Annotated in this window: 29 protein-coding genes; 16 read left to right on the top strand and 13 right to left on the bottom strand. The window is 30.5% G+C overall.

The genetic code is table 11. The annotated features are described in order from the left end of the window. Positions 1-27: 27 nt before the first annotated feature. The 7 genes from BT151_RS12630 to BT151_RS12600 all read right to left on the bottom strand — a co-directional run bounded on the left by BT151_RS12630 (position 28) and on the right by BT151_RS12600 (position 5,575). Positions 28-921 carry a rhomboid family protein gene (locus BT151_RS12630; RefSeq protein ID WP_072402713.1) on the bottom strand — a complete coding sequence of 298 codons (894 nt, stop codon included), beginning with the start codon at positions 919-921 and terminating at the stop codon, positions 28-30. Continuing rightward, entirely contained in the window at positions 921-1,739 is an 819-nt protein-coding gene (locus tag BT151_RS12625) for a rhomboid family intramembrane serine protease (protein WP_072402712.1), read from the bottom strand. Before BT151_RS12625 ends, BT151_RS12630 begins: the two co-directional genes overlap by 1 nt. A gap of 3 nt (positions 1,740-1,742) precedes the next feature. Next, the gene (gene mutL, locus BT151_RS12620) at positions 1,743-3,593 is read right to left on the bottom strand and encodes a DNA mismatch repair endonuclease MutL (RefSeq protein WP_072402711.1); all 1,851 of its coding nucleotides are present in this window, start codon (positions 3,591-3,593) and stop codon (positions 1,743-1,745) included. 3 nt (positions 3,594-3,596) lie between these two features. Beyond that, positions 3,597-3,881 (bottom strand): riboflavin synthase subunit beta, encoded by a 285-nt coding sequence (locus BT151_RS12615; RefSeq protein ID WP_072403157.1) that lies wholly within the window; start codon positions 3,879-3,881, stop codon positions 3,597-3,599. Between the two features lie 17 nt (positions 3,882-3,898). Continuing rightward, positions 3,899-4,132, bottom strand: coding sequence for a hypothetical protein (locus tag BT151_RS12610; protein WP_072402710.1), 234 nt, complete (start codon positions 4,130-4,132; stop codon positions 3,899-3,901). Between the two features lie 185 nt (positions 4,133-4,317). After that, on the bottom strand, positions 4,318-4,803 hold the full coding sequence (gene ribH / locus BT151_RS12605; protein ID WP_072402709.1) for a 6,7-dimethyl-8-ribityllumazine synthase: 486 nt from the start codon (positions 4,801-4,803) through the stop codon (positions 4,318-4,320). A gap of 1 nt (position 4,804) precedes the next feature. Next, a complete protein-coding gene (locus BT151_RS12600) occupies positions 4,805-5,575 on the bottom strand; it encodes a tetratricopeptide repeat protein (RefSeq protein ID WP_072402708.1) in 771 nt (256 codons plus the stop codon). A 138-nt stretch (positions 5,576-5,713) separates the two neighbouring features. On the opposite strand from BT151_RS12600, the gene recF reads away from it, so the two are divergent. From recF to BT151_RS12570, 6 genes are all read left to right on the top strand, one after another. Beyond that, entirely contained in the window at positions 5,714-6,793 is a 1,080-nt protein-coding gene (gene recF / locus BT151_RS12595) for a DNA replication/repair protein RecF (protein ID WP_072402707.1), read from the top strand. Between the two features lie 7 nt (positions 6,794-6,800). Further along, positions 6,801-7,481, top strand: coding sequence for a 2'-5' RNA ligase family protein (locus BT151_RS12590; RefSeq protein WP_072402706.1), 681 nt, complete (start codon positions 6,801-6,803; stop codon positions 7,479-7,481). A gap of 22 nt (positions 7,482-7,503) precedes the next feature. Continuing rightward, positions 7,504-7,800 (top strand): DciA family protein, encoded by a 297-nt coding sequence (locus BT151_RS12585; protein WP_072402705.1) that lies wholly within the window; start codon positions 7,504-7,506, stop codon positions 7,798-7,800. 97 nt (positions 7,801-7,897) lie between these two features. Continuing rightward, positions 7,898-8,089 carry a cold-shock protein gene (locus BT151_RS12580; protein WP_034044451.1) on the top strand — a complete coding sequence of 64 codons (192 nt, stop codon included), beginning with the start codon at positions 7,898-7,900 and terminating at the stop codon, positions 8,087-8,089. 158 nt (positions 8,090-8,247) lie between these two features. After that, positions 8,248-8,439 (top strand): cold-shock protein, encoded by a 192-nt coding sequence (locus BT151_RS12575; protein ID WP_072402704.1) that lies wholly within the window; start codon positions 8,248-8,250, stop codon positions 8,437-8,439. A 165-nt stretch (positions 8,440-8,604) separates the two neighbouring features. Then, on the top strand, positions 8,605-8,796 hold the full coding sequence (locus BT151_RS12570) for a cold-shock protein (RefSeq protein ID WP_072402703.1): 192 nt from the start codon (positions 8,605-8,607) through the stop codon (positions 8,794-8,796). Between the two features lie 78 nt (positions 8,797-8,874). Here BT151_RS12570 and BT151_RS12565 read toward each other — a convergent pair whose 3' ends face one another. Further along, on the bottom strand, positions 8,875-9,294 hold the full coding sequence (locus BT151_RS12565; RefSeq protein WP_072402702.1) for a nucleoside-diphosphate kinase: 420 nt from the start codon (positions 9,292-9,294) through the stop codon (positions 8,875-8,877). Between the two features lie 87 nt (positions 9,295-9,381). Here BT151_RS12565 and BT151_RS12560 point away from each other — a divergent pair, with 87 nt between their 5' ends. The 6 genes from BT151_RS12560 to BT151_RS12535 all read left to right on the top strand — a co-directional run bounded on the left by BT151_RS12560 (position 9,382) and on the right by BT151_RS12535 (position 14,084). Next, a complete protein-coding gene (locus BT151_RS12560; RefSeq protein ID WP_072402701.1) occupies positions 9,382-10,401 on the top strand; it encodes a DHH family phosphoesterase in 1,020 nt (339 codons plus the stop codon). Beyond that, entirely contained in the window at positions 10,394-10,936 is a 543-nt protein-coding gene (gene gldI / locus BT151_RS12555; RefSeq protein ID WP_072402700.1) for a gliding motility-associated peptidyl-prolyl isomerase GldI, read from the top strand. The genes BT151_RS12560 and gldI overlap by 8 nt, the downstream gene beginning before the upstream one ends. 1 nt (position 10,937) lies before the next feature. Further along, positions 10,938-12,065, top strand: a complete 1,128-nt coding sequence (locus tag BT151_RS12550) for a peptidylprolyl isomerase (protein ID WP_072402699.1) — start codon at positions 10,938-10,940, stop codon at positions 12,063-12,065. 55 nt (positions 12,066-12,120) lie between these two features. Next, entirely contained in the window at positions 12,121-13,050 is a 930-nt protein-coding gene (gene lgt, locus BT151_RS12545; RefSeq protein ID WP_072402698.1) for a prolipoprotein diacylglyceryl transferase, read from the top strand. A 1-nt stretch (position 13,051) separates the two neighbouring features. Then, positions 13,052-13,543: a DUF192 domain-containing protein gene (locus BT151_RS12540; RefSeq protein WP_072402697.1), complete on the top strand. Its 492-nt coding sequence runs from the start codon at positions 13,052-13,054 to the stop codon at positions 13,541-13,543. 82 nt (positions 13,544-13,625) lie between these two features. Then, the gene (locus tag BT151_RS12535) at positions 13,626-14,084 is read left to right on the top strand and encodes a protease complex subunit PrcB family protein (protein WP_072402696.1); all 459 of its coding nucleotides are present in this window, start codon (positions 13,626-13,628) and stop codon (positions 14,082-14,084) included. 26 nt (positions 14,085-14,110) lie between these two features. Here BT151_RS12535 and BT151_RS12530 read toward each other — a convergent pair whose 3' ends face one another. From BT151_RS12530 to BT151_RS12520, 3 genes are read right to left on the bottom strand one after another with little or no spacing between them, the layout of a single operon-like run. Continuing rightward, positions 14,111-14,608, bottom strand: coding sequence for a hypothetical protein (locus tag BT151_RS12530; RefSeq protein WP_143144305.1), 498 nt, complete (start codon positions 14,606-14,608; stop codon positions 14,111-14,113). Continuing rightward, on the bottom strand, positions 14,605-15,309 hold the full coding sequence (gene lipB, locus BT151_RS12525; RefSeq protein ID WP_072402694.1) for a lipoyl(octanoyl) transferase LipB: 705 nt from the start codon (positions 15,307-15,309) through the stop codon (positions 14,605-14,607). Before lipB ends, BT151_RS12530 begins: the two co-directional genes overlap by 4 nt. A 29-nt stretch (positions 15,310-15,338) precedes the next feature. After that, the gene (locus BT151_RS12520; protein WP_019388284.1) at positions 15,339-15,497 is read right to left on the bottom strand and encodes a YqaE/Pmp3 family membrane protein; all 159 of its coding nucleotides are present in this window, start codon (positions 15,495-15,497) and stop codon (positions 15,339-15,341) included. Between the two features lie 233 nt (positions 15,498-15,730). Between BT151_RS12520 and lysS the strand changes: the two genes are divergently transcribed. The 4 genes from lysS to BT151_RS12500 all read left to right on the top strand — a co-directional run bounded on the left by lysS (position 15,731) and on the right by BT151_RS12500 (position 21,499). Continuing rightward, positions 15,731-17,425: a lysine--tRNA ligase gene (lysS, locus tag BT151_RS12515; protein ID WP_072402693.1), complete on the top strand. Its 1,695-nt coding sequence runs from the start codon at positions 15,731-15,733 to the stop codon at positions 17,423-17,425. Positions 17,426-17,555: 130 nt separating this feature from the next. Next, complete coding sequence (locus BT151_RS12510; protein WP_072402692.1) at positions 17,556-19,610, top strand: response regulator; 2,055 nt, start codon at positions 17,556-17,558, stop codon at positions 19,608-19,610. A 68-nt stretch (positions 19,611-19,678) separates the two neighbouring features. Further along, the gene (locus tag BT151_RS12505) at positions 19,679-20,896 is read left to right on the top strand and encodes a hypothetical protein (protein WP_072402691.1); all 1,218 of its coding nucleotides are present in this window, start codon (positions 19,679-19,681) and stop codon (positions 20,894-20,896) included. Positions 20,897-21,022: 126 nt separating this feature from the next. Further along, positions 21,023-21,499 carry a hypothetical protein gene (locus BT151_RS12500; RefSeq protein WP_072402690.1) on the top strand — a complete coding sequence of 159 codons (477 nt, stop codon included), beginning with the start codon at positions 21,023-21,025 and terminating at the stop codon, positions 21,497-21,499. 61 nt (positions 21,500-21,560) lie between these two features. On the opposite strand, the gene hemL is transcribed toward BT151_RS12500, so the two are convergent. Then, positions 21,561-22,847 carry a glutamate-1-semialdehyde 2,1-aminomutase gene (hemL, locus tag BT151_RS12495; RefSeq protein ID WP_072402689.1) on the bottom strand — a complete coding sequence of 429 codons (1,287 nt, stop codon included), beginning with the start codon at positions 22,845-22,847 and terminating at the stop codon, positions 21,561-21,563. Between the two features lie 8 nt (positions 22,848-22,855). Continuing rightward, entirely contained in the window at positions 22,856-23,650 is a 795-nt protein-coding gene (locus BT151_RS12490; protein WP_072402688.1) for a glucosaminidase domain-containing protein, read from the bottom strand. Between the last annotated feature and the right edge of the window lies 1 nt (position 23,651).

Below are 23,651 nucleotides of genomic sequence, written 5' to 3'. Positions count from 1 at the left end.
TCTAATTCAATCATGTACTTTTAAAAATTACTTCCCTGCTTTAAATAAAAATTCTTTTTCTTCGCTAGTTAAACTATCATAACCGCTTTTACTAATTTTATCAAGAATAACATCAATTTTCTTTTGGTTATTAAACTCTTTAAAATCGGCTTTAGTATAACCGCCTACCTTACTTTTGTTTTTATGGACTGTTTTTAAAGGTCCTTTTTTTGATGATTTAAACATGCTAACAAGACGATCTACAAAACGCTCAAACCCTTTACCTATATCTTGACCTTTCACTAATTGTTTTGCATAAAAGCAGCCTAGTAATGCGCCGCCTAAATGCGCTAAATTACCACCAGCATTCCCATTTATTGGATCATTTACCCCCGTTATAATACCAAAAACATCTAAGATAACAATGGCAACACCTACATACCAAAGTTTTATATTAAAGGTAAAAAAACGTATCTCTTGATTAGGCATATAAGCACATAAAAAAATCAATAATGCTCTCACTGCTGCCGAAGCACCAAGTAACCTTGAGTAACTACCAAATACACTTGGAAATAATGTATAGCACAACATAAATAATAAACCACCAGAAATAGCACCCAAGAAATAAATATTCAAGGCCATTTTGGGGCTAAATAAATTTAAAAACATACGCCCTAAAAAATACAACCAAAGCATATTGAAAAGGATATGTAAAAAATCGTAATGCGCAAAAGCATAGGTAATAATCGCCCATGGTTTAGTTATTAACTCAGAAAAACTACTTGGTAGTTCTAACCAATTTAAACTAGTCTCATCTGAAAGAGACAGTACTTTAGTTAGTATATAACCAACCACAAAAACAACCACATTAACGGCTATTATTTTTTCTAATACATTAAGATTAGATAATTTTTGTTTTATGTCTTGAGAAAGAGAACTCATTAATTCCAGCGATTTTTGTTAAACTGTGTTCTTTTCCAATACCACATAATTATAAATCCTGTTAATGCGCCACCAACATGTGCCATATAAGCCGTATTACTAGGACTAAAAAAAGATTGACCTGTAATGCCCGAAATTAAATCTAAAATAATAATACCTGGAATAAAGTATTTAGCCTTTATGGGAATTGGTAAAAATATCATCATCAATTTAGCTTCAGGATTCATCATTCCAAATGCTACAAGAATTCCCATAATACAACCTGATGCTCCTACCATGGTATTTCTTGCTATTATGTTCATATCAAACAAAGCCTTAAAAGCATTACTATCAATTAAATTAGAATCGAAATTATACTCATTTAAAAATGGTATCATTTGTTTACTTAATATTTCTCCTTTTATATATTGTCCATTGCTCGCATCAATTGAAACAATTTTTCTTAATAAATCATTATTCATATGTAAATCTGCAATACCTTGATAAGCACTATAAAAATCATAATAATAGTAACCCACTTGCAATGCAACTGCACCCAATCCTGCAGAAAAATATATAAATAAAAAACGTTTACTTCCTAAAGCTTGTTCTACCGGTGTACCAAACATCCAAAGAGCGAACATATTAAATAAAATATGCATTGCACCTCCATGCATAAACATATGTGTTAGTATTTGCCATGGTTGAAATGCTACATTTTTAGGAAAATGCATAGCGAACCAATCATAAAAAACACCATTCATTATTGTAAGTGTACCAATAAACATAATCACGTTAATGATTATTAAATGTTTAACGGTTTCTGAAATCCTCATCATATTCTAAATAAATTTTTTATCTAATTCATCAACACTCATTGTTACAAATGTTGTTCTATTAGTAGGCGACACATTTGGTTCTTTACAAGCAAATAACTTATTTACCAAGTGTTCTTGTTCATCCTTTTGTAAAGACTGCCCTGTTTTAATTGCTAAACTTTTTGCCATCGATTTTGCTAACAAATCTGTGGCACTAAAATTACTATCTGGAACCTCATTTTCAACATCACTAATAAGCTGTTCTAAAATAATAGACACTTCGCTTTCTGGTACTCCAACCGGTACTCCTATAATATCAATAGATTCCTTACTAATATTTGAAAACATAAAACCTGTATGTTCTAAATCATCTTTTAACTGATTTATAATATCTATGTCTTGTTTTGAAAAATGAAGCTGAAGCGGAAATAATAATTGTTGACTTGTAGCTTCTTTAATAGTCATATTTTTTAGAAAATCTTCATACAAAATCCGCTGGTGTGCTCGATGTTGATCCATAACCAACATACCCGATTTAATTGTACTAACTATATATTTATTGTGAAGTTGATAGGTTGTATTAACCTGTTTTATCTCATTTTCATCTTCAAATATAGAAACTGTTTGTTCTTCACTTTCAAAATGAACTTCACTAAAATCTTGTTTTGTTTGATTTCCCTTTGATTCTAATCCTACATATAAACTTTCCCAACTTGTAGCTGGTTCTTTTTTATAAGCTACGGCTCTTGCTCGTGAATTAGTTTCTTCTTGAAATGGATTAAAACTTCTATCTACCTCAATCTTTGGTGTACTAGCAGTATTACTTTTATAACTATAAGGTGTATCTAAATTTGGGTCTCTATCAAAATCTAAAACTGGTGCGATATTAAACTGCCCCAAACTATGTTTTACTGCCGAACGCAATAATGCGTATAGTGTATGCTCATCATCAAACTTAATTTCTGTTTTTGTTGGATGAATATTAATATCAATAGTTTGTGGATCAACTTCTAAATTTAAAAAATAGCTTGGATGTGTTCCATTTTTCAACAATCCATCAAATGCTGAAGCAATAGCATGATTTAAATAAGCGCTTTTTATAAAACGATTATTCACAAAAAAATACTGTTCGCCTCTGGTTTTTTTAGCAAATTCTGGCTTACCAACAAATCCTGAAATTTTCAAAACCTCTGTATTTTCTTCAACTGGCACTAGCTTTTCATTGGTTTTATTTCCAAAGATGTTTACTATACGTTGTCTAAAATTACTTATTGGTAAATTAAAATTCTCACTACCATTGTTATATAAAACAAAGCTAATACTAGGATGCGCCAATGATACTCTATGAAATTCATCGATAACATGACGGAGTTCCACCGTATCTGACTTTAAAAAATTACGTCGTGCAGGAATATTGAAAAAAAGATTTTTCACAGAAACCGACGTACCTTTGGGAGTAACAATTACTTCTTGAGATACCACTTTACTACCTTCCATTTCAATGGTATTACCAACATCATCATGCTCTTGCTTAGTTTTTAATTCCACATGAGCAATCGCAGCAATACTTGCTAAAGCTTCGCCTCGAAAACCTTTAGTATGTAAATGAAATAAATCGTCTGCAGTACGAATTTTAGACGTTGCATGACGCTCAAAACTTAAACGAGCATCGGTAGTACTCATACCTTTTCCGTTATCGATAACTTGTACAAGTGTTTTTCCTGCGTCTTTTATTATAAGTTTTATTGAATCTGCACCTGCATCAATGGCGTTTTCAAGAAGTTCTTTCACCACAGAAGCCGGACGTTGTACAACTTCTCCAGCGGCTATTTGATTTGCTACATGGTCGGGTAAAAGCTGTATAATGTCTGCCATATATTATTTAGAAAAGAAAATAGATAAATCGAAATCGATAATAAATAAAAATATCAAAATAAGCACACCAACAATAATTAAAATACGCTTGCTTGCGGCTTTATCTGGATTTTTATAATCTTCAATAGCTTCGTTAAATTTTGTTTTTAAACCTTTATTGCTTCCGACGGTCTTTCTAAAATCATCAAATTTATGTTTAATTTCAAATGGGTTGCCTTCACCTTTATCATCAAAATAACGTGGTGTATAATTGAATTTTTTGTTTTTACGTGTTTTTAAAAGTCCCATGATTTCTAAGTTTTTGGTTATATGTATTTCTTTTCTAATAAATACATACAAATCAATAATAATACCAAAACCAATATTAAGGTTTTTATGGGCATAGCGCCTTTAGCTTTGGATCTCTTTCCTCTACTATCTCGCCATTTGGAAATAAAGTCCTTAGTTTTAGTTTCATTATCTAAACTAGAATCTGTTTGGTTTTCTTTAGAAAACCGAGCTTGATAATTGAAAGTTCTATGTTTGCGTTGTTTAAACAAAATCTAGTACTGCTTATGCCTCAAAAGTACTTAAAAATAGACAGAAACTTAGAATTGAAATGCCAAAAATTGTTAACAAAACTCTTTAGGTCACTACGAGTTTTACTTTTTTGTAAAATGTGATAGTCTGCATAACGAGGAGCCTATTGACACAGGCGTTCCTGCTTTGCAAGGACAAATGAAATTTAACTGTTCTTACGTAATTCGGCCATTTTTATTGCCGCAATAGCAGCTTCGGTACCTTTATTACCATGTTTTCCGCCAGAACGGTCAAGGGCTTGTTGCATGTTATCATCTGTCAACACACAAAAAATAACTGGAGTTTCTCTAATAACATTTAAGTCTTTAATACCCTGAGAAACAGCTTCACAAACAAAATCAAAATGTTTGGTTTCACCTTTAATAACACTTCCAATCGCAATAACGGCATTTACCATTTGTTCTTGCATTTTTTTACTACCGTAAATCAACTCAAAACTTCCAGGAACATCCCAACGAATAATGTTACTTGGTATAACACCATGCTCAATTAACGTATTATAAGCACCTTGATACAAACCTTCTGTAATGGTATCATTCCACTCAGAAACAACAATCCCAAACCGAAATTTATTCGCATTTGGGATTGTTGTTTTGTCGTAATCGGATAAATTTTTATTTATCGTAGCCATATTATTTGTTTGCCAACACTTGCGCTTTTCCTATAAACACTTCAACTTTTGAAGCCTCAGTAGAATTAGCATAGTCGTCTTTTATTCTTTTAAAATACTTTAATGCTTTATCTGGTTTCCCTAAATCTAAAGCAATTGCACCAGCTTTATATAAATACATTGGTGTTGTATATTCATTATCACGCATTTCGGCAGCTTGTTCATAATACCCTAAAGCATCTTCTGGCTGATTTAATTGTACGAATGCATCACCAATATTACCTTTAGCCAAAGGCGCTAAAATTTCATCATCACTTTTAAAGTCACCTAAATACTCTACAGCATTTTTGTAATCTTTCAATCTTAAATATGCCGTACCAGCATAATAACTAGCTAAGTTAGCAGATGGTGTTCCGCTATATTCTTCAATAATATCTAACATTCCAAATTTACCTTCACCACCTGTTAAAGCTAAATTATATAAAGAATCTTTAGCTGTGCCATTTACAGCATCGTTAAAATATTTTTGTGCTTGAAACATATCGTTCATTGCAGCAGTTTGTTTTGGCTTAGCAATAAATTCTTTATATCCTAAAGAACCCAAAACCACAAGTGCCACTACACCTATTATTATGAAAATATATTTTTGATTTTTCTCAACAAATGCTTCAGTTTTTGAAGCTGTTTCATCTAGTGTATTGAAAACCTCTGCAGTTGTAGAGCCTTCTTCAATATTATGTTGTTTCTCTTCTTTAGTTTTTGGTTTGTAACCTCTTTTATTATAAGTTGCCATCTAATTCTTTGTAAATTATTGTGGCGCAAAAATATAATTTTTCTTCATAACTAAAAGGGTATTTATTTGATATTTTTCAATAATTTGCACTTCTTTTTACGAGTTTAGCCTCAAAACACGCTTTAAGTTACCTTTTGTATGATTTTAAAATCTCTTTCTTTACTTAATTACAAAAACTTCGACAGCAAGTCATTCATTTTCAATGATAAAATAAATTGCATCGTTGGAAACAATGGTATTGGGAAAACAAATGTGCTAGATGCCATTTATCATTTATCCTTCGGGAAAAGTTATTTTAACCCTGTTGCGACTCAAAATATTAAGCATGATGAGGAGTTTTTTGTGATTAATGGCGATTATAATAAGGATGATAAAACCGAAAAAGTAGCTGTAAGTTTAAAAAGAGGGCAAAAAAAAGTTATTAAACGAAATGGCAAAGCTTACGAGAAATTTAGCGAGCATATTGGTTTTTTACCTTTAGTAATAATTTCTCCAGCTGATAGAGATTTAATTACTGAAGGTAGCGACACACGCCGAAAATTTATTGATAGTGTAATTTCACAAAGCGATAAAAATTATTTAAGTCATTTAATTAATTATAACAAAATATTAGCGCAACGTAACGCATTACTTAAGTATTTTGCATTAAACCACACATTTAATAAAGACACGTTAGATGTTTACAACACGCAATTAACTGATTTTGGCACAAAGGTTTTTGCAAAAAGAGACGCTTTTTTAAAAGAATTTATACCTATTTTTAAATCGCGCTACGAAGCAATTAGTAACGGCAATGAAAATGTAGATTTAGTTTATTATAGTCATTTATTTGAAGATGATTTAAACACACTTTTACAACAGGCTATTAATAAGGATAAAACATTGCAATACACAAGTGTTGGTGTACATAAAGATGATTTACACTTCCATATAGAAGGCCATCCTATTAAAAAGTTTGGGAGTCAAGGGCAGCAAAAATCATTTTTAATTGCATTAAAATTAGCACAATTCGATTTCATAAAAGCACAAAGCGGCGTAAATCCTATTCTTTTATTAGATGATATTTTTGATAAATTAGATGAACACCGTGTTTCTCAAATTATTAAATTAGTAGATGATGAAAATTTTGGGCAACTCTTTATTAGTGATACACATGCAGATCGCACCGAAAATGCTGTAAAACAAGTGCATCAATCTTATGATATTTTTAAATTATAAGATATTTATGAATCTAGAAAAACATTACAGTAGTTTATACGAATCGTCTATCCAAAAAATCAACAACGACGACTATCAAATTGATAAATTAATTCACGATCCCAATGACAACCGATTTGGAATTACGCTTTTAATTCGACCTTCTGCAAAAGTTAAAAATGAAATTCAAGAATTTTTAAATGAACTTAAAATTGTTGAACCTAATCAATATTATTACGAAAATTCAGATATCCATATTACAGTAATGTCCATTATATCCTGTTATAATGGTTTTGAATTAAAACATATAGAAATACCAAAATATATTGACATCATTAAAAAAAGTTTAATTACAAACCCTAACATAGAAATTGAGTTTAAAGGCTTAACAGCCTCACCATCTTGTATTATGATTCAAGGTTATATGAATAATGACTCACTAAATTTGATAAGAAATAATTTAAGAGAAAACTTTAAAAATACTAATTTAGAGGAAAGTATTGATAAACAATATGCTATTCAAACAACACACTCTACTGTAGTACGTTTTAGTGAAAACCTAAAAAATAAATCTGATTTTTTAAAAAGGATTGAAGACTTTAAGTATTATAATTTTGGTACATTTAAAGTAAAAAATATTGAATTAGTATATAATGACTGGTATCAAAAAGAAAAACATGTAAAAACATTATTCAAATTCGAAATCTAAATCTTTAATTAACCCCAATTTCATGGCAAAACGCAACAACGAACATATAAGTATAAGTGATGCATTAAAAGAATTTGTTGAAACCAACAAACTTGAAAAAGGTTTAAACAAAGTTAATGTTGCTGATGCCTGGGCAAACCTCATGGGTAACGGTGTAAACAACTATACAACGGCAGTAAATTTAGAACGCGAAACTCTTTATATTCAATTAAGCTCTAGTGTACTAAGAGAAGAGTTAAGCTACGGTAAACAAAAAATAATTAACATGCTTAATGAAGAATTAGGTCAAGAAATTATTAAAAAACTGATACTGCGATAATTATACTTTTAAAATTAATATAAATATTACAACTAAAAATACCTATCTATCATTTTTTATATTATCTTTGGCGCTTAATTATTTTAATATAAATACAATGAGTAAAGGTACCGTAAAATTCTTCAACGATTCTAAAGGTTTTGGATTCATCACTGAAGATGACAACAACAAAGAACATTTCGTACACATTTCAGGACTTATCGATGAAATTCGTGAAGGTGATGCAGTTGAATTCGATCTACAAGAAGGTAGAAAAGGATTAAACGCCGTAAACGTAAAAGTAATCTAATACATATACTTTAACAATTACAATTAAAAGTCTATCAATCAATTTGATAGACTTTTTTGTTTTTATTTACTTTCAAAATAAAATAACAACAAAATAAACGTTTTATAAAACTAATTGGTATTACCTTTACAATATATAATTAATTTAATATCAATAAAATGAGTAAAGGTACCGTAAAATTCTTCAACGATTCTAAAGGTTTTGGATTCATCACTGAAGATGACAACAACAAAGAACATTTCGTACACATTTCAGGACTTATCGATGAAATTCGTGAAGGTGACGCAGTTGAATTCGATTTACAAGAAGGTAAAAAAGGATTAAACGCCGTAAACGTAAAAGTAATCTAATAAATATACTTTAACAATTACAACTTAAAAGTCTGTCAAAATAATTTTGGCAGACTTTTTTTTATTTCTTATCTTTTCATCGCATAACTCACTGTTAAATAGACAATTGTTATTTGGCACAAAGTTTGCAATTCAATTAGTAATTAATTTAATATTTTTAAAACAATGAGTAAAGGAACAGTAAAATTCTTCAACGATTCTAAAGGATTCGGATTTATAACAGAAGAAGGTTCAAACAAGGAACATTTTGTTCACATTTCTGGATTAATCGACGAAGTTCGTGAAGGCGACTTAGTTGAATTTGATTTACAAGAAGGCAGAAAAGGTTTAAACGCAGTAAACGTAAAAGTAGTTTAATATATACTAGTTAACTTTTTTAAAACAAAAATCCCGCAACTGTGTTGCGGGATTTTTTATAAATTAGTTTTAAAATGTTTAAAACATATCTCTTCCTGAGAAATGAAATGCACCTTCAATAGCAGCATTTTCATCACTATCACTTCCATGTACAGCATTTTCCCCAATAGAAGCAGCGTATAATTTACGTATAGTTCCTTCTGCAGCATCAGCAGGGTTTGTTGCACCAATTAAAGTTCTAAAATCTTCAACAGCATTATCTTTTTCTAAAACTGCAGCAACAATAGGTCCACGAGTCATATATTCAACCAACTCTCCATAAAAAGGACGTTCGCTATGTATAGCATAAAATGCTTGTGCATCTGCTTTAGTCATTTGAGTTAACTTCAAAGCCACAATTCTAAATCCTGAAGCTGAAATTTTTTCTAATATTGCACCAATGTGTCCTTTCTCAACAGCATCTGGCTTAAGCATTGTAAATGTTCTATTTGTTGCCATTTATATAATTTTAATTTTGTGCAAAAGTAATGTATTTCTAATTAAAACAAGATAAACCATTTTAAAAAAATTGTATCTTCGTCAACTATGAATAAACAAGATATTTTAAGCATTAAACAGCTATTATCAACAACAACAAAAATAGTTATTGTACCTCATAAAAACCCTGATGGAGACGCCATTGGATCTACTCTTGGTTTATATCACTACTTATTAAAAGGCAATCATCAAGTTAATGTTTTAGTCCCAAACGATTATCCAACATTTTTAAAATGGATTCCCGGAAATGACACTATTTTAAAACACGATTCTCAAACTACAGAATGTGATGCTTTAATTAATGATGCTGACATTATTTTTACGTTAGATTTTAATGCTTTTCACAGAACAGGAAGCATGGAAACTGTTTTAACAAAAAGTAAAGCTTTAAAAATAATGATTGATCACCATCAAGCACCAGATGATTATGCCACTTATACATTTAGTGATGTAAGTATGAGTTCGACTTGCGAAATGGTCTATCATTTTATTGATATATTAGAAGACACCAATTTAATTGACAAAAATATTGCAACTTGTTTGTATGTTGGAATCATGACTGATACTGGCTCATTCAGATTTGCTTCTACAACAAGCACTACACATAAAATTATAGCAAAACTTATTGAAAAAGGTGCCAATAATACAGAAATTCATAATAATATTTACGACACTAATAGTTACGAACGTCTGCAACTTTTAGGTTGTGCTCTAAGCAATTTAAAGGTGGTTCCTGAATCTAAAGCAGCTTACATAACCCTTTCTCAAGACGAACTCAATAAATTTAATTATAAAAAAGGAGATACTGAAGGTTTTGTGAATTATGGCTTATCGCTTGATAACATTAAACTAGCAGCCATTTTTATAGAAGATAGGCAAGAAGGTATTATAAAAATATCGTTACGCTCCAAAGGTAACTTTTCTGTAAACGAAATGTCGAGAGCTCATTTTGAAGGTGGCGGACATACAAATGCTGCTGGTGGCAAGAGTGACTTATCATTAAAAGATACTGTTGAAAAATTTATTAGTATATTGTCTAGCTATAATAAAGCCCTGAGTGATGAATAAATTTCTAACATTAGTCTTTGTTTTACTGATATTTAGCTGTAAAACACCTGAGGCAAGACGCCCAATTTCTGTAAAATCTGGTTCTTTTATTGATGCTTCAGTTGAAAGAAATAAAAAACTAAACGCTAGAGAGCAAGAATCTATAGAAAATCTTATGAAACAACATGAGAAAGACTATATAGCTTCAGAAAGCGGATTTTGGTACTATTACAATAACAAGATTGAAATAGACACTTTAAAAACACCTGTATTTGGCGATATAATAAATTACAATTACAATGTTAAAACCTTAAATGGCAACTTAATATACTCAACTGAAGATATTAAAACACAAACCTACGCCATGGATAAAGAGGAGTTATTTACAGGATTACGCGAAGGCTTGAAACTAATGAAAACTGGCGAAACCGTAACCTTTCTTTTCCCATCACAAAAAGCTTATGGTTATTATGGTGATGAAAACAAAATAACTAGTAACATACCGCTAATTTGTGAAGTTACTATAAATTCAATTACCCAAAATCAAACAAATTAAAATGAACCTACTTAAAAATGGCATAAAACTCATATTGCTTGCGTTATTTTTAAATTTAACATCGTGCAAAGCCCAATATCCAGATCTTGAAGACGGCATTTATGCAGAGTTTGTAACCAACAAAGGTATTATGGTTGCAAAATTAGAAAGTGAAAAAGTACCAGTAACTGTAGCTAATTTTGTATCACTTGCAGAAGGCACTAATACAATGGTTGATGACGCTTATAAAGGTAAAAAATTCTATAACGGACTCATTTTTCATCGTGTAATGGATGGTTTTATGATACAAGGTGGAGACCCAACTGGAACAGGATCAGGTAGTCCCGGATATAGATTTATGGATGAGTTTCGTCCAGATTTAAAACATGACAAACCAGGTGTTTTATCAATGGCAAATCCAGGCCCAAACTCCAATGGGAGTCAGTTTTTTATTATGGAAGTACCAAAACCTCATCTAGATAATGTACATAGTGTTTTTGGACAATTAGTAATAGGATTAAACATTCAAGATTCCATTTCAAATGTTAAAGTTGATAAAAAGAACAAACCTCTAAAAGATGTTGTTATAGAAGAATTGAATATTATACGTAAAGGTAAAGCAGCAAAAAAGTTTGATGCTCCTAATATTTTTATAAATCATTTTGCCGAAGCTGAACGTATTGAAAAAGAAAAAATTTCTAAAGCCGAAGCCATTTTAAAAGCAACAAAAGAAAAATTCGATAATCAAGAAGCTGAGGCAACAACATTAGAATCTAGTGTAAAGTATTTTATTTCTGAAAAAGGTTCTGGTGAAAAATTACCAAATAATGCTAAAATACTCATGCATTATGCCGTATATTTTGAAAACGGAAAATTACTTGAAACAAGTAAATTAGAAATAGCCGAAGCACTAGATGTTGTTAATGAAAAACGTAAAGCTGCAGATAAATACCAACCCATAACTGCTGATATTGGCCCAGATGCAAGTATGATTCAAGGCTTTAAAGAAGGTATTCAACAATTAAATATTGGTGATAAAGCCACCTTATTTGTTCCCTATCATTTAGCTTATGGCCAATATGGAACTAGGGGCATTCCAGGAAAATCTAACCTTATATTTGAAGTAGAAATTATTGAACTTCTTAATTAAATTTTAACAATAAAGACACCTTTAACGTTTATATTTACGTTGAAAAACAAAACATATGCAACTACTAAAACTTGATTGGAATCCTTTAACAGGAATTGATATTGTTGGAAACTTCAAACTTCATTTTTATAGCCTCATGTGGGTTATTGCCTTTATTTTAGGCTGGTACATCATGAAACGCATTTTTACTAAAGAAAAAGTATCCTTAGAGTATTTAGACCCTCTTTTTATTTACACCGTTTTAGCCACTATGCTTGGTGCTAGGTTGGGGCATGTTTTATTCTATCAATCCGAATTAATTTCTGAAGACTTTTTCAGCATCTTTTTACCATTTAAGTTTAAAGGAGGCTTTGAGTTTACCGGTTTTCAAGGGTTGGCTAGTCATGGTGCTGCTATTGGTATTATTTTAGGGATGTATTTATATAGAAGAAAATACAAGTACAAATCGTTACTTTGGATTTTAGACCGCGTTGTTATCTCTGTGGCTTCTGGTGCTGTTTTTATTAGAATTGGTAATTTTATTAATTCTGAAATTATTGGTAAAGTAACGGATTCAAGTTTTGGAGTTCGTTTTATTCAAGATTACTATTATAAAAGTCAAATTACACAACTTACAGGTATTAAAGATGTTCAAAAAGCCTATAATGCTGTGACTAATAATCCGCAATTTCAAAATTTATTAGATGCTGTTCCTTACAGGCATCCTGCACAATTATATGAATCATTTTGTTATGTTTTTGTGTTTTTAATACTTTGGTATTTCTACTCAAAAACGACAAAAAGAGATCAATCAGGATTTTTATTTGGACTGTTTTTAATTCTACTTTGGACCATTCGTTTCTTTGTCGAATTTGTAAAAGAGCCACAAGGTGAAGAATACATTAATTGGGCAGGACTTAATACGGGACAATGGTTAAGTATACCATTTATATTAATTGGTTTGTATTTCATGTTTGTATACAAACCAAAATCGGCAGTGAAATAGTATGTTATTGAAACGATACATATTGCCTTTAACACTATTTTACTTTTTAGTTTTTTCTAGCTGTAAAGAAGATAAAAAAGCTATAAAACAAACTGAAGTTGCATTTAAAAAAGAAGGTGAGCTTTCCATTTTTAAAAAAGATTCAGCAACAGTAAGTTTAGATATTGAAATTGCCGATACAGAATATGAAACTCAAACAGGTTTAATGTATAGAAGTTCTATGCAAACAAATCAAGGAATGTTATTTATTTTTGAAGATGTTGCTCCTCGTTCTTTCTATATGAAGAATACACAAATTCCTTTAGATTTAATTTTTATTGATGAAAACAACAAAATAGTAAGCTTTCAAAAAAACGCTAAACCCTTTGATGAATCTTCACTTCCATCAAATGATCCAGCTAAATATGTTTTAGAAATTAATGCAAGTTTAGTTGATAAATGGAATGTTTCTATTTCAGATAGTATTAGTTTCTCTGCAATCGATAAGAACTAATTATTTGCTTATTCTCCTGACATTATTGTAAGGTTTACGCAACCACTTTGCTATTCTTGCATCTTTATAAAAAAAAGAAACTATGAAAGCACAATTTTTAACATTACTATTCCTTGCATCAGGAATAGTAATTAGCTGCAATAATGATGACAATTCTAATACAATAAATATTGAGTCTACCTTAATTGCTAAAGACAATCTTTTTGGCAATGGTAGCGAAGGACTTAGTAAGCAAAATATGGTTATAACTGACCAAAGCATTTGGGATGAGTTAATAACAAAAATGAATACAACAAACAATGAATCTAGTAACTTTTCAGAAGTTGATATTGATTTTTCTGAGTATTTGATTATCGCTATTTTTGATGAAATAAAGACGAATGGAGGTCATAGTTTGGAATTAAATATTTTTTCCAATACTGAAAATATTATTGTAAAAATTACAGATTTAGCTCCACAAGGTAATGCAACTACTGTAATGACTCAACCTTATCATATTGTGAAAATACCAAAAACTAATTTACCTATAGTATTTGAATAAAAACAATCTCTACTTATAAACTTTAACTAAAGGTCATCATCTAGATGGCCTTTTATATTATCAATACCATTTAAGTGAGATTGGGTTTCGCTATTTTTAATACTTTTATAAAGCCATCTTTCTTCAATAATTAAAAATATTCCCAATAAGAAAACAAAAAAGCAAAATAGATACATGATATAAAATTCAGAATCTATTGTATCACCTTTATTCATTTTATAAAAAGAATAACTTATTCTTGATGATATATAAATTAGCAATAGTGCATAAATTATATTCGACACCCAAAGTGAAGTATCCTTTAAAATCTTATTGTGTTTCTCTTTTTTATAAAACTTAAAAGTTTTAAAATGATATGTTATACTTAAAATACCTGTAATACAAATAAGCATATTAACATACATTCCAAAATTTAAAGGTGTATTATTATTTACTAACAAAGAATAGACCGCAACAACCATGATGCCTGTTACAACAAAGCTACAAATTAAAAGTATTATTTTTAGTATTCGTCTTAACTTCATAAGTTATAAAACTCTGCCTCAAAAAGATTACTAAAGTGCTTTAGTAACTTTTCTTTAACCTCAACTTCATCAACTGTTTTCTTTCCTAATTCAACATTTAAAGATGTTACTGCTTTACCACGAATACCACAAGGTATCATTAAATCAAAATAACCCAAATTAGCATTTACGTTAAGTGCAAAACCATGCATAGTTACCCAACGGCTTGCACGCACGCCCATAGCACAAATTTTTCGAGCAAACGGTGTGCCAACATCTAACCAAACACCAGTTTCACCAGGGCTTCTTTCAGCTTTTAAGCCATAATCTGCTAGCGTTAGAATTACCATTTCTTCTAAAAAACGCAAATATTTATGTATGTCTGTGAAAAAATTTTCTAAGTCTAAAATAGGGTAACCCACTATTTGTCCAGGGCCATGATAAGTAATATCTCCACCTCTATTTACTTTATAAAACACAGCATTTTTTTCTTTTAATTGCTCTTCTGAAACAAGTAAATTAGAAAAATCACCACTTTTACCCAAAGTATAAACATGCGGATGCTCGACAAACAAAAAATAATTTTTGGTTTCTAAACCAGCTTCTTCTCGCCTATTTTTAATTTTAGTATCTACAATAGCTTTAAACAATTCTTCTTGGTAATCCCAAGTTTGTTTATAGTCTTTGAGGCCTAAATCTTGCAGTTCTATTTCTTTATTCATAGACTACAAAATTACGATATTTTTATATTTTAATTTTTAGGATTATTAAGTATTACTAACGCTGCAATAACTCCAGGCACCCAGCCACAAAGCCATAAAAGGAAAACAATAATAATAGAGCCACAACCTTTATCGATAACAGCTAAAGGTGGACAAATAATAGACAGTAAAACTCTCCAAAAACTCATGATTTGATTTTTAATGATTGATGATTACCTATTTGACGTAAAACTATAAAGTTTGTTACACTTTGCGTTAGGGATAGTAATGAAAATCCTTTTTGTGAGATACGAACAAAAAGATTGCAATGAATAGCCCGACCCTTGTGGTAACGCTCAAAAAAATCATAAATCAATAATCGTAAATCGCAAATCAAATGATTATCTTTGTGCCTTTAAAATTTTTACACAGAATTTAGATTATGTCGCAATTATCAGAGCAAGAACTTGTACGAAGAGAAAAGTTAGTAAAATTACGCGAATTAGGTATTAATCCTTACCCTGCAGATTTGTATGCAGTATCGCATAATTCTAAACAGATAAAACAAGATTTCAAGGAAGGAAGCAAGGTTATTATTGCTGGTAGATTAATGTCTAGACGTATACAAGGAAATGCTAGTTTTGCCGAATTACAAGATAGTGAAGGCAGAATACAAGTGTATTTTAATAGAGATGAAATTTGCCAAGGTGATGATAAAAGCAAATACAACGATGTTTACAAAAAGCTTTTAGATATTGGTGATTTTGTAGGTGTTGAAGGCGTATTATTCATAACAAAGGTTGGTGAAAAAACAGTAAAAGTTAAAAATTTCACTTTGCTTAGTAAAGCATTAAAACCACTGCCTTTACCAAGAACTGATGCAGAAGGGAATGTGCATGATGCATTTACAGATCCAGAACAACGTTACAGACAGCGCTATGCCGATTTGGTGGTAAACTCACATGTAAAAGATGTGTTTGTTAAGCGTACCAAATTGTTTAATGCCATGCGCTCATTCTTTAATGATTCTGGATATTTTGAAGTTGAAACACCAGTTTTACAACCTATTCCTGGTGGTGCCGCAGCGCGCCCATTTATGACACATCATAACGCTTTAGATATTCCATTATACATGCGAATTGCTAATGAGTTGTATTTAAAACGTTTAATTGTAGGTGGTTTTGAAGGTGTTTATGAGTTTTCTAAAAACTTTAGAAACGAAGGGATGGATAGAACGCATAACCCTGAGTTTACAGCTATGGAAATTTATGTAGCTTATAAAGATTACAATTGGATGATGGATTTCTGTGAACGCTTACTTGAGCATTGTGCTATAGCTGTAAATGGAACTACAAAAGCTACTTTTGGTAAACATGAAATAGATTTTAAAGCACCATATGCCAGAGTTACTATGGCAGATTCTATAAAACACTTTACTGGGTTTGATATTACTGATAAAAGTGAAGCTGAAATTAGACAAGCTGCCAAAGATTTAGGTGTAGAGGTTGATGAAACCATGGGTAAAGGCAAACTTATTGATGAAATTTTTGGTGAAAAATGTGAAGGGAATTATATTCAACCAACTTACATTACAGACTATCCAAAAGAGATGAGCCCTTTATGTAAAGAACATCGTGACAATCCTGAATTAACAGAGCGTTTTGAACTTATGGTTTGTGGTAAAGAAATTGCTAATGCTTATTCTGAACTTAATGACCCTATTGACCAACGTGAACGTTTTGAACACCAATTAAAACTAGCTGCTAAAGGTGATGATGAAGCAACAGAGTTTATTGATTACGACTTTTTACGTGCTTTAGAATATGGTATGCCTCCAACATCGGGTATGGGTATTGGTATGGATAGATTAATTATGTTTTTAACAAATAACCAATCGATACAAGAGGTTTTATTCTTCCCACAGATGCGACCAGAAAAAAAACCAGTTGCTATTAGTGAAGATGCTAAAGCCGTTTTTGAAGTTTTGAAAAAAGCAGAAAAATTAGAATTGAATGACTTAAAAATTCAGTCTGGTTTATCAAATAAAAAATGGGATAAAAGCATAAAAGAACTTACAAAAAACAATCTGGCTAAAGTTGAAAAAACCGATGATGGTTTGTTTGTAAATCTTTCCTAAAAGAATACTTTTAGTTTAATTAAATTGTTTAATCAAAAACTTATTTACTCCTAAAAAAGCTCTCTAAGTTTTATAATGAATAAAAATTGGCTTAAAATTGCTCTCACATTAGCCCCAAACTAATATTGCAATGTTTTATAAACTTAACAAAAAAGTAGTCTTACTACCTTTAGCTTCATTTATTATAACTGTTCTAATAGTATTTTCTGTTTGGAGTAAGGCTTTAAATACATACAAACTATTAATTGGAGAAGATGTTCTACAAACTGGGCATCTTATTTCTAAAGAGTTTAAAAATATTCTAAAAGCAGATATAGCCAGACTAAAAAATCTTAAAAATAGAATTGAATTTACTAATGGTCTTTATTTAGAGCATTGGGAAAAAGATGCTAGTATGCTGTTAGAGCAGAATGATTCATTTAAATTTCTAGAATGGATTGATAGCACGATGGTAATTAGAAAAATTACGCCACTATTAGGCAATGAAAATGCTATTAATTTAGATATTTCTAAAATTGAATATCGGAGAAATGAATGGATAGAACACAGTAAAACTCACACTGCCAATATAACTCCATGGGCTAAATTAACTCAAGGCGGCAATGCTTTTTTAGTAGATATCCCTGTTTACTTTCATGATAAATTTCAAGGAACTATTACTGGTGGCATGGACTTTAAAGAAAATTTCAATAAGCTAACTACCAGTTTAGAAAATCAATATGCCGTTGAAATCCAAGATCATGAAAAAACTTTTTTTTATAATTTAAATAAAAACGACAAGCTTGAAAGCAAGTATAACTACATTTTTGAAGATAGTATTTTAGTTGATTCTTTAGACAATCAAAAATGGAAATTAAAAGTTACTGCAAGCAATAATTTACTTTTATCCCAAGGTTTAACAATTGTTAATATTGCATTAATAGTTGGTTTGGTTTTATGTTTTTTAACAAGTTTGTTAATTTACTTTTACTTACGAGCTAAAGAAGGAACAAAACTCGCTTTAGAGTCAAATTTTAAACTTTTAAAAGCTAATGAAAAATCAAACAATGAGCGCAATAGAGCTGAAAAAGCCTCATTAGCTAAAACAGAATTCTTATCAAACATGAGCCACGAGATAAGAACTCCTCTGCATGCTATTTTAGGTTTTATTGAACTTTTAAAAGACAGTAAGCTAAAAAAAACAGATATGGAGTATTTAGACTTGATGGGAAAATCATCAAGTAATTTACTTAATATTGTTAATGATATTTTAGATATTGAAAAAATAGAGTCTGGTAAAATAGAACTTACCAAAGTAGCCTTCAACCCTTCAGAAAAAATAAAAGAATTAATTGAAGTTAATCAATTTATATTCTTAAAAAAGAATCTTTTCTTAAAAGCGAAATTCAATAAAACTAATGATTTAAGAGTTATTGGAGACGAAAGTAAATTAATGCAAGTCGTTAATAATATTGTAAAAAACGGCTTAAAATTCACAAATACTGGAGGTGTAATACTAACATACAAAGAAAAAATTATAGAGAATAACCAAATAAGAATAATAATTTCGGTTAAAGATACTGGAATTGGTATTCCTAAAAATAGGATAAACACCATTTTTGAAAGATTTACACAAGTTGAAAATAGTATTAAGAAACAATATGAAGGTAGCGGACTTGGATTAGCTATTAGTAAAATTTTCATTAATATGATGGGAGGTATAATTTCTGTTAAAAGCATTCCAGATGTAGGTACTAAATTTAAATTTGATGTGGTATTTCCTATTGCAGAAAAAGAAGAACAAAAAGCTCCAAACAATACACAAAAACACATTAACCTTACAGATTTAAATGTTTTAATTGTAGATGATAACAATATAAATATTATTGTTCTTAAAAAATTTCTAGAAGATGTTGGCATTAAAGCCGATTCAGCAAAAAATGGAAGAATTGGATTAGAAAAGTTCAAAGAAAAACCATACCAACTCATTTTCATGGATATTCATATGCCAGAAATGGATGGCTGGGAAACAACTAAAGAAATTAGAAAAATTAACAATGATATTATAATTTTCGGACTATCTGCAAATGTCACAACAGATGCTATAGACAAAGCTTTGGAAAGCGGCATGAATAACTATCTCTCTAAACCCTTTAAAAAGGAACACTTATACAAACTTTTATACTTTCATTTTAGCAATGATTAAAATTTAACTAGAAAAGAATTAACTTAAACATAATTATTTAATATTTAAACTTTCTCTATTTTTACGTGATGCTAAAAAAAATACTTTTTATTGTAATTTTCATTTGCAGTAACATTACAATCGCGCAAGAAAAAGACAGTTTATCAATAAAAAATGGTATTGACAACCCTAGCCTATTAACAACACATCACTTTGGAATTTTTAGCAGCCGAATTAACTCTAATTTTAAACTAACCCCTCCAAAACACACAACATTATCTATAAATGCTGTAAGTGGTAATAATTTTCAACCTTTTGTGGAAGGGTACTTTCCCAAAGATCCAGAAATTAGAGAACAATTTAGTACTACTATTTGGCATAATAGACACTTTAATTTTGTTGACCAAGAAACCACTCCTGCAGATTATATGAATATTGTTGTTGATGCGGTTATTAAAGAGTTTAGAATAGGTATAAATATCCCCATTGCAAAACAACATGAATTAGGTATAAATTTAAGATCCTACTTAATTACCAAAGGAAAATATCCGTTTTCTCCTTTTACAAGTGACGAAAGTATTGAATGGTTTCACAGCAATATTGCAGGCGGCGAAGACCCATACGGAAGGCGCTATTATGGGTTAAATCAAGTTAATTTTAAATATTTTGATAGAAACGGAAATACATTAGAACTTAATAATAACGATTTTTTTATTGGCGGTTTAGAGATAAATCATTTTTATTATCCAACGCTTTCAATTAATAAAACCAAAAATATATTTATAAATTTTGGAAGTCACCTAGGTTTAAATACTTCAAAATTTAACTCATCTATAGATGTTGGTATTTCTGCAAATGCTATTAAAAAAATTCCGTTAAAAAATGATTACGAATTTAGTTTTGCTGTTGGTGCAAATTTGTTGCGTAAAAATCTAATTAATTTTAAAGATGTTATTGATCTAGGCAACAATAAGTATTTAGCAACCCTTGAAAGCAATCTAGAAATTGCGAAGTTTACAAGAAAGGGGAATTTTAATGCACTAGGTGTTAACTATCAAATACAGTCTCGCTACAATAAAAAAGAAGAAGCAGATTACTACACTTTAAAAGGCAAATGGAGCGAAATAAATGGCGGTTGGCAACACGGCGTATCTACACTCTACAAAGCGCTTTCAAATTGGTCTTTTATATATACTTATGGACGACCAAATATGTTATTATCAATTTACTTTAAGGAAGATTTTCTAATTAACAATGCCCCCGATTTACAAACAGGCATAAGCTTAAAAATACCTGTATTCAACTAAAAATTAAATAGTTAAAACAAATTCACAAAAAATGAAGTTGTTAACTTATAGTTAAAACTCATATCTCTTTTAAACTTTTTTATAATTGCTAAGTCTTACTAGTAATTAATTTAAAACTTTATTAAGATGAAAAAACTGATATTAATTGCCATTGCTTTTATAGGTATGCAAGCAATAGCACAAGACGCACCTAAAGAAACACCTCGTAACCACGATAGAAGTAAAAAAATGATGAATCTTTCTGCTGAAGAAATCGCAACGCTTCAAACCAAGAAAATGACTTTACATTTAGATTTAAACAAATCTCAACAAGCGAAAATTCAAAAAATGAATTTTGAGAATGCCACAAAAAGAAAAGAAATGATGGCAAACTTTAAAGCAAAGAAAGAAAGTGGTGAGCTAAAAAAACCTACTGATGAAGATCGCTTTAAAATGAAAAATGCAAAATTAGACCATCAAATTGCTATGAAAGCTAAAATGAAAGACATTTTAAATGAAGAGCAGTTTGCTAAATGGGAAAAAGGACAAATGCGAATGGCAATGAAAGGTAAGCAGAAAAAACACGACATGAAAAAACGTAAGTACCAAAAAGAACAAAAATAGTTTAGTTAGTTTAGTTTATTAATGAAGAGCGTATTTCAGAATTTAGAAATACGCTTTTTTTTTATAATGTTTTAGCGACTTTATTTATTGCATTTATTGTAAAATCTAAATCTTCATACGTTAAAGCATCTGTAATAAACCAAGTTTCAAAAGCACTTGGCGCTATATAAATACCTTCATTTAATAATCCATGGAAAAACTTCTTAAAGGTTTCGTTGTTTCCTTTTGCAGCAGTTTCAAAATCTATAACAGCACCTTCATCAAAATGTACCGAAACCATAGAACCTACTCTATTTATAGTATGCGTTATATTATTACCTGTTAAAACCTTTGTTATTCCATTATGTAAGTATTCTGTTTTTCTCGCTAAACGTTCAAAAATTTCATCCTTAGTATTTAATTCTGTTAACATAGCCAAACCAGCTGCCATTGCTAATGGATTTCCGCTTAAAGTTCCCGCTTGATAAACAGGACCCAAAGGCGCTAATTGATTCATAATTTCATTTCTAGCAGCAAAAGCACCAACAGGTAAACCGCCACCAATTACTTTTCCGAAGCAAACAATATCTGCATTAATATTATAAAGTTCTTGCGCACCTCCTTTAGCTAAACGAAAACCCGTCATGACCTCATCAAAAACCAACAAAACATCATTTGCATCACATAAATCTCTAAGTGCTTTTAAAAATCCTTTTGCAGGCGGAATACAGCCCATATTACCAGCAACTGGCTCTATAATAATACAGGCTATTTCATTTTTATTAGCTTGAATTAATTCATTCACATTATCTATATCATTGTATCGAGCTAACAACGTATCTTTTGCAGTACCTTTTGTAACTCCTGGACTATTTGGTGTACCAAATGTACTGGCACCACTACCCGCTTGTATTAAAAACGAATCACTATGTCCGTGATAACAACCGGCAAACTTTATAATTTTATCTTTTCCTGTAAAACCACGCGCTAAACGCACCGCACTCATACAGGCTTCTGTACCAGAATTAACAAATCTAATCTTATCTATATTTGGCACCATAGAAACTGCTAATTCTGCAATTTCTGTTTCAATTTCTGTAGGCATACCAAATGAAGTTCCTTTTTTTGCTTTTTCAATAACAGCATTTACAACAGGCTCGAAAGCATGTCCTAAAATCATAGGTCCCCAAGAATTTATGTAATCAATTAAACGGTTTCCATCTTCGTCATATAAATACGCTCCTTTGGCTTCTTTAACAAAAATTGGTGTTCCACCAACACCTTTAAATGCTCTAACTGGCGAATTAACGCCTCCAGGAATAACTTTTTCGGCTTGTACAAATAACGCACTGCTTCTCGTGTAAATCATTAATTTTATTAATTTTCTGATGTCGGTTTTACAACTAATATTTGTCCAATACTAATTGCTGTATCATTTAAACCATTAATATTTTGAAGTTCTTTTACTGTAATATTATATCGTCTAGAAATGGAATATAAAGTATCTCCTTTAGAAACTGTATAAGTTACCATTTCTGCTGTTTTTGGTAATTCGAACTTGGTGTAGGAATCGCCTAAAACCTCTTTATCCAAATCATCAAGTTTATATCGTTCTATTAAACTAATTAGCTTTTGCGGATATTGTTTATCAGTTGCATAACCAGCAGCTCTTAATCCTTTTGCCCAACCTTTATAATCTTCCTTTTTTAAATCGAATAATTTTGAATAGCGTTTTCTTTCAGTTAGAAATAATGAATGATCTCTAAATGAATACTTAGCATCTTTATATTTTCTGAAACATTCTTGTTCTTTATCATCATCATGATAAATTCTTGCGCCTGTCCATTCATGACATTTAATACCAAAATGATTGTTTGCTTCAACCGATAATCTACCATTTCCTGAGCCAGATTCTAATATACCTTGTGCTAATGTTATACTTGCAGGAATACCATACAAGCTCATTTCTTGTTGAGCTACAGCTTTATAATCATCAATATACTGCTCTGTTTTACTAGCATAAACCTTAGGCGTTTCGTTAGTATTCACTTCTTCTACAGGCTTATTTTCTATTTGCCTTGTTTGACTAGGTCTTTTTGTAACAACAGATTTTTTTGATCGGCAACTAAACACCAAAAAACCCAAACATATTATTAAAATTATTCTCTTCATT

Origin of the sequence: Flaviramulus basaltis, from assembly GCF_900114265.1 — a bacterium.
GTDB classification, from domain to species: domain Bacteria; phylum Bacteroidota; class Bacteroidia; order Flavobacteriales; family Flavobacteriaceae; genus Flaviramulus; species Flaviramulus basaltis.
The sequence above is the reverse complement of the archived record's forward strand: the minus strand, read 5'-3'. Positions and strand labels throughout refer to the sequence as shown.

Coding starts and splice junctions, on each gene's coding strand:
- BT151_RS12630 (WP_072402713.1), bottom strand. CDS start 921: ATGAGTTCTCTTTCTCAAGACATAAAACAAAAATTATCTAATCTTAAT.
- BT151_RS12625 (WP_072402712.1), bottom strand. CDS start 1,739: ATGATGAGGATTTCAGAAACCGTTAAACATTTAATAATCATTAACGTG.
- mutL (WP_072402711.1), bottom strand. CDS start 3,593: ATGGCAGACATTATACAGCTTTTACCCGACCATGTAGCAAATCAAATA.
- BT151_RS12615 (WP_072403157.1), bottom strand. CDS start 3,881: ATGGGACTTTTAAAAACACGTAAAAACAAAAAATTCAATTATACACCA.
- ribH (WP_072402709.1), bottom strand. CDS start 4,803: ATGGCTACGATAAATAAAAATTTATCCGATTACGACAAAACAACAATC.
- BT151_RS12600 (WP_072402708.1), bottom strand. CDS start 5,575: ATGGCAACTTATAATAAAAGAGGTTACAAACCAAAAACTAAAGAAGAG.
- recF (WP_072402707.1), top strand. CDS start 5,714: ATGATTTTAAAATCTCTTTCTTTACTTAATTACAAAAACTTCGACAGC.
- BT151_RS12590 (WP_072402706.1), top strand. CDS start 6,801: ATGAATCTAGAAAAACATTACAGTAGTTTATACGAATCGTCTATCCAA.
- BT151_RS12585 (WP_072402705.1), top strand. CDS start 7,504: ATGGCAAAACGCAACAACGAACATATAAGTATAAGTGATGCATTAAAA.
- BT151_RS12580 (WP_034044451.1), top strand. CDS start 7,898: ATGAGTAAAGGTACCGTAAAATTCTTCAACGATTCTAAAGGTTTTGGA.
- BT151_RS12575 (WP_072402704.1), top strand. CDS start 8,248: ATGAGTAAAGGTACCGTAAAATTCTTCAACGATTCTAAAGGTTTTGGA.
- BT151_RS12570 (WP_072402703.1), top strand. CDS start 8,605: ATGAGTAAAGGAACAGTAAAATTCTTCAACGATTCTAAAGGATTCGGA.
- BT151_RS12565 (WP_072402702.1), bottom strand. CDS start 9,294: ATGGCAACAAATAGAACATTTACAATGCTTAAGCCAGATGCTGTTGAG.
- BT151_RS12560 (WP_072402701.1), top strand. CDS start 9,382: ATGAATAAACAAGATATTTTAAGCATTAAACAGCTATTATCAACAACA.
- gldI (WP_072402700.1), top strand. CDS start 10,394: ATGAATAAATTTCTAACATTAGTCTTTGTTTTACTGATATTTAGCTGT.
- BT151_RS12550 (WP_072402699.1), top strand. CDS start 10,938: ATGAACCTACTTAAAAATGGCATAAAACTCATATTGCTTGCGTTATTT.
- lgt (WP_072402698.1), top strand. CDS start 12,121: ATGCAACTACTAAAACTTGATTGGAATCCTTTAACAGGAATTGATATT.
- BT151_RS12540 (WP_072402697.1), top strand. CDS start 13,052: ATGTTATTGAAACGATACATATTGCCTTTAACACTATTTTACTTTTTA.
- BT151_RS12535 (WP_072402696.1), top strand. CDS start 13,626: ATGAAAGCACAATTTTTAACATTACTATTCCTTGCATCAGGAATAGTA.
- BT151_RS12530 (WP_143144305.1), bottom strand. CDS start 14,608: ATGAAGTTAAGACGAATACTAAAAATAATACTTTTAATTTGTAGCTTT.
- lipB (WP_072402694.1), bottom strand. CDS start 15,309: ATGAATAAAGAAATAGAACTGCAAGATTTAGGCCTCAAAGACTATAAA.
- BT151_RS12520 (WP_019388284.1), bottom strand. CDS start 15,497: ATGAGTTTTTGGAGAGTTTTACTGTCTATTATTTGTCCACCTTTAGCT.
- lysS (WP_072402693.1), top strand. CDS start 15,731: ATGTCGCAATTATCAGAGCAAGAACTTGTACGAAGAGAAAAGTTAGTA.
- BT151_RS12510 (WP_072402692.1), top strand. CDS start 17,556: ATGTTTTATAAACTTAACAAAAAAGTAGTCTTACTACCTTTAGCTTCA.
- BT151_RS12505 (WP_072402691.1), top strand. CDS start 19,679: ATGCTAAAAAAAATACTTTTTATTGTAATTTTCATTTGCAGTAACATT.
- BT151_RS12500 (WP_072402690.1), top strand. CDS start 21,023: ATGAAAAAACTGATATTAATTGCCATTGCTTTTATAGGTATGCAAGCA.
- hemL (WP_072402689.1), bottom strand. CDS start 22,847: ATGATTTACACGAGAAGCAGTGCGTTATTTGTACAAGCCGAAAAAGTT.
- BT151_RS12490 (WP_072402688.1), bottom strand. CDS start 23,650: ATGAAGAGAATAATTTTAATAATATGTTTGGGTTTTTTGGTGTTTAGT.